The sequence below is a fragment of the Photobacterium damselae genome (assembly GCF_003026815.1).
Taxonomy (GTDB): domain Bacteria; phylum Pseudomonadota; class Gammaproteobacteria; order Enterobacterales; family Vibrionaceae; genus Photobacterium; species Photobacterium damselae.
On sequence record NZ_PYOG01000010.1, the window covers coordinates 102,914 to 120,806 of the forward strand.

General features: G+C 39.9%; 19 protein-coding genes. 11 read left to right on the forward strand and 8 right to left on the reverse strand.

What is annotated here, in order from left to right; genetic code table 11:
- The first annotated feature begins 20 nt into the window (after positions 1 to 20).
- Together CTN07_RS11355 and CTN07_RS11360 are read left to right on the forward strand one after the other, a co-directional pair.
- Positions 21 to 1,163: an enoyl-CoA hydratase/isomerase family protein gene (locus CTN07_RS11355; protein ID WP_005305004.1), complete on the forward strand. Its 1,143-nt coding sequence runs from the start codon at positions 21 to 23 to the stop codon at positions 1,161 to 1,163.
- 20 nt (positions 1,164 to 1,183) lie between these two features.
- On the forward strand, positions 1,184 to 1,942 hold the full coding sequence (locus CTN07_RS11360) for an SDR family oxidoreductase (RefSeq protein WP_005305002.1): 759 nt from the start codon (positions 1,184 to 1,186) through the stop codon (positions 1,940 to 1,942).
- A 254-nt stretch (positions 1,943 to 2,196) separates the two neighbouring features.
- Here the strand turns inward: CTN07_RS11360 and CTN07_RS11365 are convergent, their stop codons facing one another.
- The gene (locus CTN07_RS11365; protein ID WP_005304997.1) at positions 2,197 to 2,553 is read right to left on the reverse strand and encodes a YibL family ribosome-associated protein; all 357 of its coding nucleotides are present in this window, start codon (positions 2,551 to 2,553) and stop codon (positions 2,197 to 2,199) included.
- 115 nt (positions 2,554 to 2,668) lie between these two features.
- On the opposite strand from CTN07_RS11365, the gene cutA reads away from it, so the two are divergent.
- Positions 2,669 to 3,004, forward strand: coding sequence for a divalent-cation tolerance protein CutA (gene cutA, locus CTN07_RS11370; RefSeq protein ID WP_036765620.1), 336 nt, complete (start codon positions 2,669 to 2,671; stop codon positions 3,002 to 3,004).
- Between the two features lie 157 nt (positions 3,005 to 3,161).
- Positions 3,162 to 4,181 carry a methylenetetrahydrofolate reductase gene (locus CTN07_RS11375; protein ID WP_005304991.1) on the forward strand — a complete coding sequence of 340 codons (1,020 nt, stop codon included), beginning with the start codon at positions 3,162 to 3,164 and terminating at the stop codon, positions 4,179 to 4,181.
- 69 nt (positions 4,182 to 4,250) lie between these two features.
- Here CTN07_RS11375 and CTN07_RS11380 read toward each other — a convergent pair whose 3' ends face one another.
- Positions 4,251 to 5,561 (reverse strand): MFS transporter, encoded by a 1,311-nt coding sequence (locus tag CTN07_RS11380; protein ID WP_036765618.1) that lies wholly within the window; start codon positions 5,559 to 5,561, stop codon positions 4,251 to 4,253.
- A 458-nt stretch (positions 5,562 to 6,019) separates the two neighbouring features.
- Positions 6,020 to 6,346, reverse strand: a complete 327-nt coding sequence (locus tag CTN07_RS11385; protein ID WP_036765616.1) for a c-type cytochrome — start codon at positions 6,344 to 6,346, stop codon at positions 6,020 to 6,022.
- Positions 6,347 to 6,496: 150 nt separating this feature from the next.
- Here CTN07_RS11385 and CTN07_RS11390 point away from each other — a divergent pair, with 150 nt between their 5' ends.
- Entirely contained in the window at positions 6,497 to 6,994 is a 498-nt protein-coding gene (locus CTN07_RS11390) for a lecithin retinol acyltransferase family protein (RefSeq protein ID WP_005304986.1), read from the forward strand.
- On the opposite strand, the gene CTN07_RS11395 is transcribed toward CTN07_RS11390, so the two are convergent.
- The 3 genes from CTN07_RS11395 to CTN07_RS11405 form a co-directional block, all read right to left on the reverse strand.
- Complete coding sequence (locus CTN07_RS11395) at positions 6,989 to 7,507, reverse strand: NUDIX hydrolase (RefSeq protein WP_036765614.1); 519 nt, start codon at positions 7,505 to 7,507, stop codon at positions 6,989 to 6,991. The genes CTN07_RS11390 and CTN07_RS11395 overlap by 6 nt on opposite strands.
- 165 nt (positions 7,508 to 7,672) lie before the next feature.
- Positions 7,673 to 8,746 (reverse strand): GGDEF domain-containing protein, encoded by a 1,074-nt coding sequence (locus tag CTN07_RS11400; protein WP_225314501.1) that lies wholly within the window; start codon positions 8,744 to 8,746, stop codon positions 7,673 to 7,675.
- Positions 8,747 to 8,836: 90 nt separating this feature from the next.
- Positions 8,837 to 9,766, reverse strand: a complete 930-nt coding sequence (locus CTN07_RS11405; RefSeq protein ID WP_005304978.1) for an alpha/beta fold hydrolase — start codon at positions 9,764 to 9,766, stop codon at positions 8,837 to 8,839.
- Between the two features lie 274 nt (positions 9,767 to 10,040).
- Between CTN07_RS11405 and galE the strand changes: the two genes are divergently transcribed.
- From galE to CTN07_RS11420, 3 genes are all read left to right on the forward strand, one after another.
- On the forward strand, positions 10,041 to 11,057 hold the full coding sequence (galE, locus tag CTN07_RS11410; RefSeq protein ID WP_005304975.1) for a UDP-glucose 4-epimerase GalE: 1,017 nt from the start codon (positions 10,041 to 10,043) through the stop codon (positions 11,055 to 11,057).
- Between the two features lie 222 nt (positions 11,058 to 11,279).
- On the forward strand, positions 11,280 to 12,626 hold the full coding sequence (locus CTN07_RS11415) for a DEAD/DEAH box helicase (RefSeq protein ID WP_036765612.1): 1,347 nt from the start codon (positions 11,280 to 11,282) through the stop codon (positions 12,624 to 12,626).
- 156 nt (positions 12,627 to 12,782) lie between these two features.
- Complete coding sequence (locus tag CTN07_RS11420; RefSeq protein ID WP_005304971.1) at positions 12,783 to 14,147, forward strand: MATE family efflux transporter; 1,365 nt, start codon at positions 12,783 to 12,785, stop codon at positions 14,145 to 14,147.
- An 88-nt stretch (positions 14,148 to 14,235) separates the two neighbouring features.
- Here the strand turns inward: CTN07_RS11420 and CTN07_RS11425 are convergent, their stop codons facing one another.
- Complete coding sequence (locus CTN07_RS11425) at positions 14,236 to 14,778, reverse strand: SPOR domain-containing protein (RefSeq protein ID WP_005304970.1); 543 nt, start codon at positions 14,776 to 14,778, stop codon at positions 14,236 to 14,238.
- Positions 14,779 to 15,086: 308 nt separating this feature from the next.
- Between CTN07_RS11425 and CTN07_RS11430 the strand changes: the two genes are divergently transcribed.
- The 3 genes from CTN07_RS11430 to CTN07_RS22780 all read left to right on the forward strand — a co-directional run bounded on the left by CTN07_RS11430 (position 15,087) and on the right by CTN07_RS22780 (position 17,040).
- Positions 15,087 to 15,467 carry a LexA family protein gene (locus tag CTN07_RS11430; RefSeq protein WP_225314653.1) on the forward strand — a complete coding sequence of 127 codons (381 nt, stop codon included), beginning with the start codon at positions 15,087 to 15,089 and terminating at the stop codon, positions 15,465 to 15,467.
- Positions 15,468 to 15,482: 15 nt separating this feature from the next.
- Complete coding sequence (locus CTN07_RS11435) at positions 15,483 to 16,775, forward strand: Y-family DNA polymerase (RefSeq protein ID WP_005304968.1); 1,293 nt, start codon at positions 15,483 to 15,485, stop codon at positions 16,773 to 16,775.
- Between the two features lie 115 nt (positions 16,776 to 16,890).
- Positions 16,891 to 17,040 (forward strand): hypothetical protein, encoded by a 150-nt coding sequence (locus CTN07_RS22780; RefSeq protein ID WP_157132372.1) that lies wholly within the window; start codon positions 16,891 to 16,893, stop codon positions 17,038 to 17,040.
- 40 nt (positions 17,041 to 17,080) lie between these two features.
- On the opposite strand, the gene CTN07_RS11440 is transcribed toward CTN07_RS22780, so the two are convergent.
- The gene (locus CTN07_RS11440; RefSeq protein ID WP_005304967.1) at positions 17,081 to 17,875 is read right to left on the reverse strand and encodes a helix-turn-helix transcriptional regulator; all 795 of its coding nucleotides are present in this window, start codon (positions 17,873 to 17,875) and stop codon (positions 17,081 to 17,083) included.
- Positions 17,876 to 17,893 lie beyond the last annotated feature (18 nt).

Sequence of the window (17,893 nt, forward strand, 5' to 3'; positions counted from 1 at the left end):
ATTCTTAGGGGAAGAGGATCATGGAAAAAGGAAGGATCCTAGTATCGTATATTGAGTGTAAAACGGGTAACAAAATAGGGGTATTAACATTAGATAACCCTAACTCACTCAATGCATTAAATTATGACATGCTAGTAGCAATTAAAGCGCAACTTCAACAGTGGGAAAGTGATCCTGAGGTTGTCTGTGTTTTTATTGATTCGGTTGACGACAACGCTTTTTGCGCTGGTGGGGATATCCGAGAGATGTATCGCGCTATGGCTGATCATAGTGATGATGTTACTCAGCTGTTATTTACTCAATATTTTACAGCTGAATACAGTTGTGATTATGAGGTTAATTGTTGCTCTAAACCGGTCATTGCTTGGGGGCATGGTTTAGTCATGGGCGGCGGGATGGGCATTTATATGGCTGCAGACTACCGCATTGTGACAGAGAATTCACAATTAGCGATGCCTGAAGTGCGTATTGGACTATATCCTGATGTGGGGGCAACCTATTTTTTAAGTCAGTTGCCATCGGGTGTTGGCTTATTCTTAGGTCTAACCGGTTGTCGCGTCAATGCTAGCGATGCGCTGTTTCTGGGTATGGCAAATGCCTTTATACGTAAAGAACAAAAAGAACAGTTTATTGCGACGTTACAACAAATCTCATGGCGCTCTGATATTACACAAGAAGCTCAGAATGAAAACCATCAACATATTGAGTCACAATTATCAATATTAAGTGAAGAGAACGCAGCTGTTTATCCTGCGAGTCAAATGGTTCCCTATCTGCCACAGATACAAGCAGCATGTCACCATGGCGATCTCAATATTGTTGCAGAGCAGATTTTAGCTATCGATGGACTTGGCCCATGGCTTGAAGAGGCTAAGCAAGGGTTAAGAGATGGTAGCCCAATTTCTGCTCATATCTGTTTTCGTCAATTGACGCAGTATAACCACATATCATTGGCTGAGAGTTATCGGCTAGATTTAGGGCTCTCTATTCGTTGTGGGTTATTAGGTGAGTTTCAAGAAGGCGTTCGAGCAAAATTAATAGATAAAGATCAATGTCCTAATTGGCGCTATAAATCATTAAAAGAGGTTGATTCATCCCTCATAGATACGCTTTTTGAGCCATTATGGCTTGCTGATGATCATCCATTTTCAAGTTTTAAATAATTTATCTTCAGAGGATATTTATGGAGATTCAAGATCGTGTTGTTATTGTGACAGGGGCTGGTCAAGGCCTTGGTCAGATGATTGCGGTTAATTTAGCAGAGCAAGGTGCTCAATTAGCGCTGATTGATGTTAATGAGGCCGCCTTACGCATCACTCAGGATCAATGTCATTTGCTCAATAGTAAGGCAATGATCTATACCGCTGATGTGAGTAATGAACAAGAAGTTGAAGAAGCTTTTCAGCATATTGTTGAAGACTTTGGTCATATTGATGTCTTGATTAATAACGCAGGTGTTATTAATGATGGTCTGCTGGTTTGTAAACGAGATGGTGTGATCCGCAAGATGCCATTAAGTCAATATCAGAAGGTGATGGATATTAATGCCACTGGCTCTTTCTTGTGCGGACGTGAAGCTGCTGCTCATATGATTGAGCACGATACTCATGGTGTCATCATTAATATCTCTAGCGTGGCTCGTGCTGGTAATGTGGGGCAAACAAATTATTCAGCATCTAAAGCGGCAGTCGCGGCAATGACAGTTACTTGGGCAAAAGAGTTAGCTCGATACCAGATTCGTGTTGCAGCTGTAGCTCCTGGTGTGATTGATACACCTATGATTGAGCAGATGAAGCAAGAAGCTTTAGAGCGCTTAGAAAAAAATGTTCCGGCTGGTCGTGTAGGCAACGCTGAAGAAGTAGGGCATGCACTTAAATTTATTCTTGAGAATGACTACTTTACAGGGCGTATTCTTGAAATTGATGGTGGTCTTCGCATTTAATCGTATTGATTGAGTATTTGCTGGCTGCAATTGACAATCGGTAGACCAAACAAAAATGCCGTTATCTCTTTGTTGAGGGATAACGGCATTTTTTGTATTACAGCAATGATTAGCTATGACCACCAAACAGCATGGTAACTGCCATAACCGCACCTAAGACAAGCATTGCCATTGATACGATATAAGCAAACTTTGCCATGTAAGGATAGATTTTATCCATTGAGTGATCTCCTCATTAGTGTAAATGATTAGGCTTAGAATGGTTGTGGTGCGTAACCTGTTACTTCTTTTAAGCCCATGCTACGGCCAAGCGCTGTCATTGGGTGAACAACTACAAGTCCCTTAACTGATTTTTTCAGTTTACCCATATCTGCTTGCTCTTGCTTAGTTAGCGCACGGTGGAAAGACAGTGATTTAGCATCTTTACTTTGTGTGGTCACTTTTGCAGAACGACGATGCTTAACGTTTTGAATCTTTTTACGAAGCTTCTCGATCTCATCTCTAAACTGTTTGATGATCACATCATCATTACGCGAGATAGCTGCCGCAAGTTTACGCTGACACTTATCCATACGGTTGTTTAGACTTTGAAGCTCTTGGTTTAAATTCATTGGATTACCTTTAACTATAAGATCGCTATCTACTGTTCTCTAATAGATAGAATACCGCTAGTATAACCTATCTTATTGACTCTGCGCATGCTCTATAAAAAAGGAAATCGCGAATATGGCAAATAATGTTCATGAATTTTGTGTTGTTATGACCACTTATGCCGATGAAAACGTTGGGAAACAGTTAATTCATGCATTGATTGAAAAAAGATTGGCGGCTTGTATTCAGTCAAAACAAGTTGAAAGTCATTACCATTGGCAGGGAAAAGTATGTTGTGACATTGAAACACAGCTAATGATTAAGACTAAAACAGCGCTATTTGATCAAGTAGAAGCTGAGATCAAAGCGATACATGATTATGAGACTCCAGAAGTCATTGCATTGCCTATAACAGCAGGCTCTCAAGATTATTTGGATTGGATTTCAACTGAATGTAAGAAAATTGACTGATTTATGTGATGATGCTTTGATTTTTAGGTTGTGATTAGGTAAAAAGAATCTATCACTTTTTTCACGGATTGAATCATTAAGTGATAAAAGACATGAACGTCTTGAATCCCATTGCGGTTCTTACTTAATGACAACAAGTTTAACATGGAAGTTAACTATGCAACCAATTACCAATTATCAAGCTCTTTCCTTGCAAGATTCTGAACTGCGAGTGCGTTATAACGATGTCACTCGTGGGGTTTATTTTATTGGAACAACCCCACCCAAAACCAGCACTGATTTATCAGATGTCGATGGTATTGCCGATAAACTTGTTGATCGTATTAAAGATCTCGCATTTGATGGCCTTATTGTTTATGACATCCAGGATGAAGGCTCTCGTATCAGTAAACCGAGGCCATTTCCTTTTAAATCAACGCATGATCCTCGCTATTATTCCTCATTGCTAAATAAAAAAACTGGACGTCCAGTTATTACCTATAAAAGTGTGGTGCAATCAGAGCCCGAAGTTTTTAACCAATGGCTTAATGAGGCATGGGAGCAGTATCAAGTTCGCGATATTGTGCTGGTGGGAAGCCCATCAACACAGAACCAAGTTTCACTCCCGTTACATGAAGCATATAAAACCATTGCTGATAATGAGCATCCATTTTTTACGGGTGGAATTATGATTGCAGAGCGTCATGCTAAAAAGGGGAATGAACACCAGCGCTTGATAGAGAAATATCAGCAAGGATGTAACTTTTTTATCTCGCAAGCCATTTATGATACGCAAGCAACTATCGACCTTTTGACTCGATATGCAATTGAATGCCAAGAGAAAGGGTTAAAGCCGCAGCGTATTATTCTTACCTTTTCTCCGTGTGGAAGTGCTAAAACGTTAGAGTTTATTGAGTGGTTAGGGGTAAGCGTACCTGAAGCAACCAGCTTACGAATTCTTAATGCGGATAACCCATTACATGAATCGATTAAAATGTGCTGCAACAGTTTAAACCAAATATTAGAAGCGGTTGTGGAGTACGATTTACCATTGGGGTTAAATATTGAGAGTTTAACTAATCGAAAAGAAGAGATAGAAGGTTCTATTTTGCTGTATAAACTCTTGCGTTCAACAATGGACATGTATTTAGCACAGCATGAATTTAGAAAGCAGCAGGGGCTTAAAAAAGCGTTTTAATTATATTGTGAGTCATGAAAAAAGAGCCTGCTATCTGCAGGCTCTTTCAGTATGAATAGGTAAGACTACTTACGCTTTAGCATGTTGTTCCATTGCTTGACGTTTTTTACGATCAAAGATAATGATTACACAAATTAAAATAACAAGAATTGCAGCGATAGAACCTAGAAGAATAAATACACCATTCCAAGAATACGCGTTTTTAAGCATGGCAATAGGCGCACCAGCAAGAGCAGCACCCACATATGTTACACCACCTTTTAGGCCAGTTGCAGCACCTGCACCGTCTGCGTGAGATGCTTCAATGATACCTAATGCAAATAACATTTGTGGTGCATAGATACCCGCACCAATAATAAAGAAACATAGCGCAACAAGCATGTAGTCGATATGAATGGTTAACATAACGCCGATCATACCAGCGATTAGAACAAAGCTATAAATTAGGATGGTTTTCCAACGGTCAGCGCCAAAGAATTTATCTGAAATAATACCAGAAGTTAGGCCGCCTAAAATACCACCAGCTTCGAACCATGCTACAAGTGAGTTTGACTTCATTAAATCCCAACCAAGTTGCTTAACAAAGTAGACGTTAACCCAGTCGGTACTTACGGTACGAATGATGTAGATACATAAGTCACCACCAATTGCTAACCAAATAATAGGGTTAGTTAGGATGTAGCGCTTAAACATAGTCCACATGCTTAAACCCGCTTCAGAGTTCTTATTGATCTCTAACTGTTTAGTATCATTTTTCCAAACCCCAACATTGGGTAAACCGTAGTTTTCAGGTTTACCACGCATAAATACTGCGGCAATAATCGCTTGAACGGCTGTAATAATAGCAGGAACGTAAAATGCGTAGCGCCAGTTACCTGTTGAGGCAATAACGGCAGAAGCAATTAATGGGGCTAGAGCACCACCAACGTTATGGGAGGTATTCCACAGTGAATACCAACCGCCACGTTCTGATTTTGAGTACCATTGACTGATCGCTTTTGCAATAGGAGGGAAGCCACAACCTTGTACTACAGCGGTTAGACAGTATAGAGTCAGTAGGGTAGTCACACTGTTAGACATACCAATACCAACGTTAATGATCGCAATGACCACTAGAACAGGTGCTAAGAACAAGCGAGGGTTAATGCGGTCTGCAAGTAAACCAGAGCTAAATTTAGATAGGCCATAAAGAATGTAATAAATTGAAGAGGCCATACCAAACTGAACGGCAGTCATGCCTAAATCTTCCATTAGTAGCGGAGCTGCAGCAGCAAACGCTTTACGGGAGATGTACATAACCGTATAGGTCAAGAAGGTGGTGATGATAATTTGCCAACGAAGTCGTTTATAGGTTTCGTCAAGTTTGTAATTCGTGCTCATTGTTTAATGTCACATGTAAAATTTTAGTGGCGAGAGGTTAGACCTATAAATCCCCAAAGACAATATTGTTTTGATTGAATATTCTAAATTGGAATTAATTATGATTTGGATGATTATCCTGATTAATTACTTTTGTTTTCTATATTTATAGATAATTTAACTGGTTTCTTGTTATCTATTATTGTTTATATTCTTTAAATGGCTTTTTTTCTGGGTTTTTATATGTGTGATGAATGCAACATATAATTTTTGTTTATTAAATAATGTTAATTAATGTTGCTCAATAAAAGGTCGTTTTATTTGGTGAGAGCCGAAATATTGACATCAATGTGTCAGCATTTAATGCGGTCGATAGAATCAATGCCTATATTCTGATGTGTTATATACCCAAGTGACTTCAATATGCGAGGTTACGTGGGTATATGAGCATCGGCTTTGGTTAAGCAATAAACAAATAATTATTTGCCGAGTTGTTCATAATATTTGGCTATGTCGGCAATATCTTGATCGGTTAGATTACGAAGTTGGTCTTTCATCATTGAAGACATTCCACCTGTTCTTTGGCCATTTTTATAGGCTTGCATTGAATCATACAGGTATTGGGCATGCTGACCTTTGAGGTTTGGATAAGCGGGACGAGGAGCAATGCCATCTACACCATGGCAAAAACGACAACTAGGTGTTTTTAATTCGCCTTTAGATGCGTCACCTTCTGGCATTGCAAATGCATGAAAAGAAAAAACAACAGTAAATAGAGTTGAGGCTAAAAAAAGAGGCTTTTTCATTTATTTCTATATCCTTAAGAATTTCAGCGCTATATTAATAGAAATTATCTGTAGATCAAACAGTAAGCATCTTATCTACAACGGTATTTGGCTAGTGAAATAGCGAATGATAAGAGTGAATCTACAATTCTGATTAAATGGAGATTTTTGATGACTATTTCTGGTTATCAGGTACAACCTGGTGATATTGTTGCTGTTGATTTTGGGCGATATGACCATTGGGCTTTAGTATCAGACAAAGTGTGTCATCAAGGAAAGCGAATGTTGATTTCAGCCACCAAACGAAATGGAACGGTGATGGAAGAAACCTGGGATGAAGTAACGCAAGGACAAAAGGTTGTACTGTCAAAGTTACATTGTCACAATGATGTGAGGGGTAGTTTAGAAAAGGCACGTAGCCAAATTGGGGTATGGCGATATTCTATCTATAAACGTAATTGTGAACATTTCATCTATTGGGTTTTATCCGACAAGTTACGCTCTAAGCAAGTTATTGGTGGTGTAAGTGGTGCTGTTTTAGGCGCGATAGGGGTTGTTACCTTAAGTAAAAAGCCTAGTGTTCTTAAAGTATTGGGTGGTGCGTGGGCCGGATTGAGTTCGGGTGTTATTTTAGCTAAAGCATCCAATAAAACCCGAAAAAAATCATAGCAGTTGCATCGCTTTTGCTTTGCAGTAAGCCGCGAGCGTTTTGTTATCTTGAATTTGATTTGCAGCAATCTTCTGTTCAAATTCTGTTATAGAGAGAGTAACCACATCCATAATTTCATCATCATCTAATTCACCATTCGCTTCACTTAACTCTTGAGCGAGAAATAGGTATTGAATCTCATCACAAAAACCAGGAACGGGTAATAACTCCCCAAGGCTTTGCCAGTTTTTTGCTTGCAGTTTTGCCTCTTCTGCTAATTCTCTTTGCGCACAAGCTAGAATATTTTCTTTATCTTCTAATGTTCCTGCTGGAAATTCGTAAATCCACTGTTTTATGGCAGGTCGATACTGATGGACAAGAATTAGATCGCCGTTACGATCTATTGGTATGATCACAACTGCGCCAGGATGTTTGATTGTGGTAAAAGGAATGGTTCTACCATCTGGCAGTTGATGCTGCTCTTCATCAATAGAAAAACATTTCCACTGATAATGTGTTTGCACTGTTGTCATGATTTAATTTGAGAGCGTTAAGAAAAAGTACCGATTATTGTACGCTTGATAACAAGGTAATCAATGAGATAGCAATAGGATATTTCATAGGGTTATTGTGGTGATGGATAATAAAAAATCCGCCCAACATGACGGATTTTGAAGTGGTGATAGGGTGATATATTGCTATTCACTGATCGCTAATTGATTCCCACCCCAATGTTTCGCTCTCATTACAGCATTATCCGCTTTAATATAGTCATAATTAAATTCACGAAATTGGATTGGCGTTAATCCCATACTCAGGGTTACTGAAATTCGATGACCAGATTCTAATTCTAAGACCCAACTGTTTACTTGTTCTTGTAAGCGCAGCGCAAATTTTTCAGCTTGTTCTAATGAAGTATCTGGTAATAGGAGACAAAACTCCGTTCCACCTAAGCGGGCGATTGTGTCTTCTTTTCGACTCAGTTGTTGCAAGCATTTTGTCAACATCATTAATACTTTATCACCAGTCTCAAGGCCGTAACGGTCGTTGATGTTTTTAAAGTCATCAACACTGAGCAGTAACATCGAAAAATCTTTTAGATAACGTTCGCTACGAGCGGCTTCAGCTTGGTAAATAGGCAGTAGGCCTTCTCGATTGTAGAGGCCGGTTAAAAAGTCATTAGTTGCAGTTTGCTTAACACAGTGAATCGCTTCGTTTCGGTGCTTGGCTAGGAGATAGGCCATCACAAACACTAACGAATACGCACTCATATTTTGTAGTGCATCATTAAGCTGCAATTGTTTTTCGCCAATTTCTGAAATACTTAAGATAACGTAACAAAAACCAAATAGACCGCTATACCAAGCAGCCGTCTTTTGTTTTAACGCAAAAAAGCACAGTAAAGGAATCGTTAGCCCTATGGTATTGCTGATATGGTGAGTTTCACTAAAGCTATAACCTGTAATGCAAGCCAAAGTGGTGGAAAGAATAAAAATCCACATTAAAACTTTAGGATTGATGTTTATTCGATTAAAAATTGCCAATGTATAAGAGATCGATAGTCCTAATAGTGCTGAATAGAGTGATACTAATGAAGTCTTAGCGACAAAATACGCAAAAGCAACTAAGGTGCAAATAATGCCAGAAGAGGTAAACAGAAGAGAAAGTTGGCGTTGTAGGGTATTTTTGCTTAATTCGATATAGGCAAAGTTAACAGATTCAAGCTGAGTACTTTTAACTAATGTCGCCATTTTGTTACGTCCTTGTTCCATAAGAAAGCCATCAATGCAACTATGTGCACCGATGGCATAAGAATAGCGATTTTGTTAAATATGTCTAATTTTTTTTGATATATAGTGCAATCAATTGACCTGAGATAAGAATGACTCGATGGTTTTGGCGGTTAATTCTGGCTTTTCATTGGTAACCCCATGAGCTGTCTCTGGAAATACAACAATAGGAGCCTGCAGATAATGACTTAGCGCGATCCCGTTTTCTAATGGGAAAATTTGGTCTTTATCTCCCCAGATCAGTAAAGTTTTCGGTAGAGTCTCGGTCGATATTTTACCTAAACGTTCACGATCGGCAGTAAGTGTATTAAGTAATGACTCCCGCTCTGGTTGCCAATCTTTAAAATAACCATCATAGATCTGCTCTGCGATGAAATCGGGTATATAAGGCGATTTAATAAATACCTGATCGTACAGTTTTTTGATTCCACTTTTATCCTGTGGCACAAAAAGCTCTTCAGGATTCTTAACATTTGCTCGCTGGCACAGTTGTGCTAAATGTTCATCACTAAAAATAGGGCCCGGGCTCGCAATAATAATGGCCTTATTGATTCGTTCTGGTCGAGCCATCAAGCTGTAAGTAACAAAGCCTCCATAGGAGATACCCGCCACATTCACTCGCTGTACTTTTAGGTGATCGAGCAACTGCCAAATAGCTTCGGTCTGCGTTGTTAAATTGGAACGACCTAAACTGTGTGATTTACCAAACCATAATAGATCGGGTGCAATAACATAATAATGCTTACTCAGCTCTTGCATGGTGGCTAACCATGTCGCTGAGGCGCTACCGCCAAAACCGTGTAGTAACAGTAGAGGTTCGCCTTGTCCACCTTGCCAATAATTTAGCGTTCCGCCTTCTTTTAATAGCAGAGAGTGCTCTGAAAATCCTTGCTTTTTTAAGCTATGAGTATCGTATTGGCCTTTCCATTTTACAATTTCACAACCAGATAGACTGGTGAGCAGACTGCCACACAAAATGACAGATTTAAGTAAATTCTTCATCAATTCCTAGAATCTTCAAAAAACAAACGATAGATTAGTAAAACAAAATAAATAAGATTAATTATACGGTGTTTTATTTTGAATGGAAGCATCGATATGATTTTAGGGGATGGCGTGTCGCTCACCATCTTTCATAAGAGACTGCTTGCAATTGGTTAGGTTTAACAGCATTATACCGAGCAAGAAAATGTGATGCTATTGATTATTTATTAACTATTAAATCAACTGGTTAATGATTATAGCATGACAAATTATCTGAATAAGGGAGAGCACGATGCGTGTTTTAGTTACAGGTGGTATGGGTTACATTGGTAGCCATACTTGCGTTCAAATGATTGAAGCTGGCATGACGCCAATTATCTTAGACAACCTTTATAACAGCAAAGAGACTGTTTTAGAGCGTGTTGAAAACCTAACGGGTGTTCGACCTGCTTTTTACAAAGGTGATATTCGTGATCGCGCATTCTTAGATAGCGTTTTTGCTGAAAATGAAATTGACGCAGTGATCCACTTTGCTGGTTTAAAAGCCGTAGGTGAGTCAGTAGAAAAGCCACTTGAATACTACGACAATAACGTTCACGGTACGCTAGTTTTAGTTGAAGCGATGCGTGCAGCGGGTGTTAATAGCTTAATTTTTAGTTCATCAGCAACGGTATATGGCGATCCCGCTTCTGTGCCTATCACGGAAGATTTCCCAACTAGCGCTACAAACCCATACGGTCGCAGTAAGTTGATGGTAGAAGAGTGTCTAACTGATATTCAGCACGCTTATCCTGAGATGAGCATTACGCTTCTACGTTACTTCAACCCAGTGGGCTCGCATAAATCAGGCACTATGGGTGAAGATCCACAAGGCATTCCAAATAACCTAATGCCATTTATCTCTCAAGTTGCTGTTGGTCGTCGTGAGTTCTTATCTGTATTTGGTGATGATTATCCAACTGTTGACGGTACTGGCGTGCGCGATTACATCCACGTGGTTGACTTGGCTGATGGCCATATTGCTGCACTTAAATACAAAGGTAGCGAAGCGGGCCTTCATATCTACAACCTAGGTACTGGTAACGGTAACAGTGTATTGCAGATGGTGTCAGCATTTGAAAAAGCTTCTGGCGCAAAAGTTGCGTATAAGATCGCACCTCGTCGCCCTGGTGATATTGCAGAATGTTGGGCTGATCCTGCAAAAGCAAAACGCGAACTACACTGGGAAGCAACGCATACTATTGAAGATATGACAGCAGACACTTGGCGTTGGCAATCAACCAACCCAAATGGTTACCCTGACGCATAATTTCATGGTTTGATCGTGAAAAAATAAGAGACAAAGGCGCTAATCAATAGCGCCTTTGTTGTTTTTGGCTTCCCAGTATATTTTAGGTTTCTTCAAGCGGTTTTGTGATATAATCCGCAGCCAACATTACATCAGTGCTTTCAAAAAGATGTGATGTTGATCGTGATAAACCTTTTTTGATTCTACACTCTATCTAAAGAGCGATTTTACCGGAGCATCATTTTGCATTTTAAAGATCTTGGATTAGACCCACGCCTACTGAAAAAACTGTCTCATTTGGCGTTTGATCAAGCAACCGAAATTCAACGTACCGCAATTCCTGTTGCCATTTTAGGTAAGGACATTCTTGCGTCGTCGAAAACGGGTTCAGGTAAAACTCTTGCGTTCTTGCTACCTGCAATGCAACGTATGTACCGCAGCAAGCCATTTACACGTCGTGATCCTCGAGTTCTTATCTTGACTCCAACCCGTGAATTGGCAAAGCAGGTATTCGCTCAGTTGAAACCATTGAATGCGGGAACACCGTATGATGCCGCGCTTATTGTTGGTGGTGAAAACTTCAATGATCAGGTTAAAGCACTGCGTAAAGATCCTATGTTCGTGGTTGCAACCCCAGGCCGTTTAGCTGATCACCTTGAGCATCGTAGCACTTACTTAGATGGTCTGGAGATGTTAATCCTTGATGAAGCAGACCGTATGCTTGATCTTGGTTTTGAAAAAGAGCTGCGTCGAATTCATGAAGCAGCAAGTCACCGTCGTCGCCAGACATTAATGTTCTCAGCAACATTGGATCACCCTGAAGTGGTTGAAATGGCGCACGAAATGCTGAATGCACCAAAACGTATTTCTATTGGTCACTCAGCAGAAGAGCATAAAGATATTACTCAACGCTTTATTCTATGTGACAACTTAACGCACAAAGAAGCGTTGCTAAATAAGATCTTAGAAACAGAAGACTACAACCAGATGATCATCTTCACAGCAACTCGTGCAGATACCGATCGTCTAACCAAAGAGCTAAATGATCGTAAACTAAAAGCGGTCGCTCTAAGCGGTAACTTAAACCAGACTCAACGTAATAGCATCATGAGTCAGTTTGAGCGCTTCTGCCATAAGATTCTGGTGACAACAGATATTGCATCTCGTGGTCTTGATATCAGTAATGTATCGCACGTTATTAACTTTGACCTGCCAAAACATGCGGAAGAGTATGTTCACCGTGTTGGACGTACAGGCCGTGCGGGTAATAAAGGTGATGCAATCTCATTTGTTGGTCCTAAAGATTGGAAGAGCTTTAAAAATATTGAAGCATTCCTTCAGCAGAGTATTGAATTTACCGCAATTGATGGTCTAAAAGCGAAATTCAAAGGCTTTAAGATCGAACAGAAGAAGAAATTCAATAAAAAGCCAACAGAGCAAAATAACCAGAAGAAGAAAACACAGGCTGCGAAACCTAAGCGTCATATCGATAAGCGTTTTTATGATAACCAAGCTGTGGGTCATGAAGTGTTTATGCCAAAGAAAAAGCCTCGTAATGTAGCGGCTGAAATCGATAAAGACCAAGAATAATCAGATTGTTAAAAGTATCATCTATTACATTAAACCAGATCTTCGGATCTGGTTTTTTTAGCTCTAAATTTATGATGACTCTATTGTGGTTACTTAATGATATGTGTAAATTCAACAAATTGGATGTTTTTTATTCTTTTTTGTTGTGAGTGAGCCATGAAAACGTTAATAAAATTGGCCGTTCCACTCATTATCTCCCAACTTATCGCGCAAATGCTGATCTTCACCGATGTATGGATGATGGCAAAACTCAGTATTGTCGCTATTGCTGGTGGTGGTTTAGGGGCAGCGGTTTATTCTTTTGTATTTATTATTGCCAGCAGTACTGTTGGCTGCGTTGCAAACTTAATTGCGATTGCGTACGGAAAGCAACTACGTCAACCCGAAAAAGGGGAACACGATGTACGTTTAGCCCTTAAAGGCGGGATTTTACTTGCCGTATTGCTCACGCTTTCTTTACAACCGCTTTTTTATCTAATGAAAGGATGGCTCCTTAAGGCTGGGCAAGATCCAGAAGCCGTCGATTTAGCGATCACTTATTTGCATGCAATGAAGTGGTCAATGTTACCAACGTTAATCTTGTTGGTGCTTAGAAGTCTTGTTAGCGCCTTTAGTGAGACACGATCTATTATGGTGATGTCGCTCATTACCGTTATTCTCAATGTTCCACTTAGTTATCTATTGGCTTTTACACTTAAGATGGGCATTGCAGGATTGGGATATGGGACTTCTCTAGCAGCCTTCATTGTTATGATTGGCTACGGATATTGGGTATTTTCTCGCCCAAAGTATCGCCGTTATATGCCATTTCGTGACTTTCATGAATATCGTTTAGGTATTATGAAGCCACTGATGGTACTGGGTATTCCGATTATGATTGCTACCATGTTAGAGCATGCTCTATTTTCTGGTGCCGCACTTCTAGCAGGAACATTAGGCGCAGTATCGTTAGCGATTCATCAGATTGCTATGCAGTGTTTAAATTTTTCGTGGAACCTCGCTTTTGGTTTGTCACAAGCGGCTTCAATTTTAGTCAGTCAGCACTTTGGTAAAGATGAACCCGATATGGTACGTCAATATGCCAAGTTAGGACTAGGGCTTGTTACAGCGACGAGTGCCGTGATAGGTATTTTGTTAAGTATTTGGCCTGAGTTTTTAACTCACGTATTTAGTATTGAAGGCGATGCTTTGGCAGAACAATTGGTTGCTCAACTACCAGGTGTGATGATCATGGTTGCTCTTTGCTTTGTTGTAGATGCATGGCAATTATCAGCCATTAGTATTTTGCGAGGTATGAAAGTGGTTGTGGGACCTACAATTTCGACAGTGATTGGCTATTGGTTTGTGGGTCTTCCCGCGGCTTATCTTTTGATGAAGTGGGCCGGGCTTGAAGGTATTTGGGGTGGGCTTGCCATTGGACTGGCTGCCACAGGGGTTATGTTAGTGGTGCTCTTGTTTAAGAATTTATCTGCCTTTGAAAAATCGGTCGCAGAGAAGGCAATAGTGGCGGAGAAGGCATAAAGGGCAGTGACTTAACGCTACAGAATAGATAAAGCCAGATCATTGGATCTGGCTTTTTATTCTGGTCTATAAAATATAACCAGTATGATTAACGCATACGAACTACGTTAGTTTCTTTATCTGCTTGAACATTGGCAAAGCTACGAATAAATGGGCCTTGCGCTTGTACTTGAGATGGTAGGTAACCAATAGCTTGGCGAGCTGCTTCACGGCTTGGGTAGTCACCCATAATCACGACAAACCAGCTTTGACCATCTACACGGTTCCAGTTAACCCATACAGGCTCATTGGTTGGTAGTAGGCTAATGTAGTTGTGTAGATCGCTTTCACGCTTAAGTGCTAGAACCTGAACAGTGTAATGGCTTGGATCAAAAGAGCCATATGCCTCGTCAGAAGATACAGAATTATCTTCGGTAATCGCTGGTTCTTCAGTTACGGTATTATCAGTCGTTTGATCGTTGTAATCCGTTTCAGGAGCTGTTGTTTCAGGTTGCTGACACTGGAAATTCTCACCATTAATTTTTGATGGCATTAGGTAACCAGTATCACATGGGTTATCTGCAGAAGAACAGCCTGCAAGAAGGATAGATGCAAGAAGAGCAGGGACTGTCTTACGAGAAAGCAATTTCATTGTTATGATTCTCCATTAATGTATTCGGATAGAGATATCGCAGTTAGGTGGTAGCTCTATACCGAAAATCCCCTGCAATATTTTTCTGTATATTATTGTAAACAAATTAGACAAAACATTGACGTATTTCTCATAGTTAGGTGAATTGATTGCTGTTTTTTTAGACGTAATTAACTTGGCTCTGATATTAGAATTTTGCTTTGCTTAATATTTATTCGAATAAATGTAGTGATCACGAAACTAAGATGACGCAAATCGCTATTTTCACTTATACTGTATAAATACACAGTATTGTGAGCGAATGTCTGTTGAAAGTAATTTTGTATACTGAATCTGTCTCCTGTGGATTTCCATCTCCAGCAGAAGGTCATCAAGAAACCTTAGAGTTAGAGGATTATTTAATTCGTCATCCTAATGCGACGTTTTTTCTACGAGCTTGTGGTGAGTCGATGGTTGGTGCTGGGATCTATGATGGTGATTTACTGGTGGTTGATCGTGCCGAAGAGATCAAACCTGGTCGTATTGTTATCGCCCGTATTTATGATGAATTCACCTGTAAACGGCTGGTTCGTTACGATGAATCGTGGTGGTTACAGCCAGAGAACCCAACCCTGCAAGCTTTTCCTATGCCAGAAGATTCAGAGATTTTCGGTGTAGTGACTCGCAATATTCATAATTTACTTAATTAGCCTATGGCATCGTCAATGATTACTCGTTCTAAAGAAGTATGGGCTTTAGTCGATGCGAAAAATTTTTATTGTTCCTGTGAGCAACTATTTGATCCCTCATTAGTCGGAAAGCCATTAGTGGTGCTATCAAATAATGATGGATGTTGTGTCGCTATTTCCCAGCAAGCTAAAGCCCTTGGCATAGTACGAGGTGTGCCATGGTTTAAAATTCAACGTGAAGCTATTCAGCAAGGGGTGCAAGTTCGCAGTTCGAATTACACCTTATATGCTGATATGAGTCGTCGCTTTATTGAGGAACTCTCCCGTTTTTCACCACATGTGGAGCAATATTCTATTGATGAGGCATTTATTCGATTAGACGGTTTTCAACTTAATGAACTCGCCGATTATGGAAGAGAAATTCGAACAACCATTTTAAAGAATATTGGTTTACCCGTTCGAGTAGGTATCGGTGCTACCCCTACATTAGCTAAATTGGGCAATCACGCAGCGAAAGTCTATGAAAAACAGGTTCGAGGTGTAATTCAAATCGATACTGAGCATCGACGTCAGTGGCTACTTGAAAGAACACCAATACAAGATATTTGGGGGATTGGAGCTAAAACGGCAACCCGATTAAGAACTGCAGGTATTCAAAATGGTTGGCAATTAGCGCAACAGGACTCAATTGATATTCGACGGTTATGGAATGTGACGTTAGCGAGAACCGTTTTAGAATTACAACAAATCAGCTGTATAAGTCCTGGTGATGTAGAAGAAAAACGCAAACAGATTTTATCAAGCCGAACCTTTGGTCAGGGCATCAACCAACTGGATGAACTCAATGCAGCTCTAGCGTTTCACTGCCAAAGGGCGGGGGAAAAACTGCGTAAACAACAGAGTCAAACTGGTGTTGTTGGTGTGTTTTTACGTACTAATAAACATAAGAGTTTACCGCAACATCATCGTAGTGCGGTTATGCCTTTGATCAGTGCTACACAAGATACTTATCGTATTTTAGAGGTAGCCCAAGCACTATTAAATGAGATCTATCGCGGTGGATATGAGTATTACAAAGTTGGTGTTATTTTAGAGCAGCTTACAGATGTGACAGATGATGCGATTCAGTTAGATATGTTTGACAGCTCCGCTCTTTATGAATCAAAACGACGAGAACTGATGGCTGTGGCCGATAGGGTAAATGCGCGTTATAAGAATGGGATTAAGCCCGCTTCAATTATTAGCTCAACCAACTGGCATATGCGTCAGGCTCATCGTTCAAATCGTTGGACCACACGGCTTGATGAGTTACCTATAGCGCGTTGTTAATTTTATCTAATATATATAGTTTTTTTCTATGTATTAGATAAAAAGGATCTTGGTCAATTAGCATAAATTTCGCCATTCTTTAGAACAGAACATAATAAAACAGGATATCTAAGGAATGGAAAAATCTAAAGATAGTCGCAAGTTACTCATTATATCGGCTCTACTTTTAGTTACCGTGTCACTATTCGTAAAAGGGCTAACTGGCGCGTTATTGGATCTTATCGCTTTTACTTTGATTTTATTTGCGGTTTATCGCCTTCGTTAACCATTAGTAACGTACATTTTATCTGACCAAGTATAAATCATTACATCGGGTGAAGCGTTTTTTGGTATTGCTTAGGGGATAGACCAAACTGTTTTTGAAAACGTTGGGTAAAACGCACTTCCGATTGATAGCCGCATTGTTGTGCTAGTTCTAATACCGTCTGAGACTTTTCTTGTAACAACGATAATGCGTGTCCCATTCTGACTTGAGCAAGTACCTCTCTAAACTGAGTCGATTCATCATTCAAACGGCGCATTAAAGTCGCTTTACTCAACCCAAACTGTTGGCAAACTTGTTCAATCGTATAGTTCTGGCTTGGGTCTTGGCTGAAAAACTGAGTTAACTTTTCGGTCCAACTGATCTCTTGTGGTGCATACAAGAGATGTAATTGTCCTTTTTCTGCAAGATATTGATATAGCCCATTCACCAATTGCTGTTGTATCGCTTGGCTTAACTCTTTAGGCATCGAAAGCAATAGTTGCCATAGATACCGACCTTCATCATCGACAATAAATTCGGGACTATCGAGATGATTAGATACCGTGTCAGCATTTTGCTGTGAAAGTTGGATCATTTCGGCGGTCGGTGGAATTAAAAAGCTGATTTGCGTTGAACGAAATTGAGTTTGATGTGGGTTATTAACAAAAGTAATTCGACTATGTGCTGGAATTAATAACCAGTTTTTCTTATGAAATCGAATCCAACGACCATGCCATTGAAATTGTTTTTCACCTTGTTCTACCGCCACAATGGAGGGCAGTAGGATAGGGACATTTCGCAAGTTTTGTGCTTGCTGCCCTTGATATTGGGTGATAACGATTGCTGATGTGGCCATAGGCTTCCTTACTTAACG

Bases quoted from the DNA above. Each gene is read 5' to 3' on its own strand.
- CTN07_RS11380 (WP_036765618.1), bottom strand. From the start codon at position 5,561: ATGAGCACGAATTACAAACTTGACGAAACCTATAAACGACTTCGTTGG.
- CTN07_RS11400 (WP_225314501.1), bottom strand. From the start codon at position 8,746: ATGGAACAAGGACGTAACAAAATGGCGACATTAGTTAAAAGTACTCAG.
- CTN07_RS11395 (WP_036765614.1), bottom strand. From the start codon at position 7,507: ATGACAACAGTGCAAACACATTATCAGTGGAAATGTTTTTCTATTGAT.
- CTN07_RS11375 (WP_005304991.1), top strand. From the start codon at position 3,162: ATGCAACCAATTACCAATTATCAAGCTCTTTCCTTGCAAGATTCTGAA.
- CTN07_RS11360 (WP_005305002.1), top strand. From the start codon at position 1,184: ATGGAGATTCAAGATCGTGTTGTTATTGTGACAGGGGCTGGTCAAGGC.
- CTN07_RS11420 (WP_005304971.1), top strand. From the start codon at position 12,783: ATGAAAACGTTAATAAAATTGGCCGTTCCACTCATTATCTCCCAACTT.
- CTN07_RS11435 (WP_005304968.1), top strand. From the start codon at position 15,483: ATGATTACTCGTTCTAAAGAAGTATGGGCTTTAGTCGATGCGAAAAAT.
- CTN07_RS11440 (WP_005304967.1), bottom strand. From the start codon at position 17,875: ATGGCCACATCAGCAATCGTTATCACCCAATATCAAGGGCAGCAAGCA.
- CTN07_RS11390 (WP_005304986.1), top strand. From the start codon at position 6,497: ATGACTATTTCTGGTTATCAGGTACAACCTGGTGATATTGTTGCTGTT.
- CTN07_RS11425 (WP_005304970.1), bottom strand. From the start codon at position 14,778: ATGAAATTGCTTTCTCGTAAGACAGTCCCTGCTCTTCTTGCATCTATC.
- CTN07_RS11405 (WP_005304978.1), bottom strand. From the start codon at position 9,766: ATGAAGAATTTACTTAAATCTGTCATTTTGTGTGGCAGTCTGCTCACC.
- CTN07_RS11355 (WP_005305004.1), top strand. From the start codon at position 21: ATGGAAAAAGGAAGGATCCTAGTATCGTATATTGAGTGTAAAACGGGT.
- cutA (WP_036765620.1), top strand. From the start codon at position 2,669: ATGGCAAATAATGTTCATGAATTTTGTGTTGTTATGACCACTTATGCC.
- CTN07_RS11365 (WP_005304997.1), bottom strand. From the start codon at position 2,553: ATGAATTTAAACCAAGAGCTTCAAAGTCTAAACAACCGTATGGATAAG.
- galE (WP_005304975.1), top strand. From the start codon at position 10,041: ATGCGTGTTTTAGTTACAGGTGGTATGGGTTACATTGGTAGCCATACT.
- CTN07_RS11385 (WP_036765616.1), bottom strand. From the start codon at position 6,346: ATGAAAAAGCCTCTTTTTTTAGCCTCAACTCTATTTACTGTTGTTTTT.
- CTN07_RS22780 (WP_157132372.1), top strand. From the start codon at position 16,891: ATGGAAAAATCTAAAGATAGTCGCAAGTTACTCATTATATCGGCTCTA.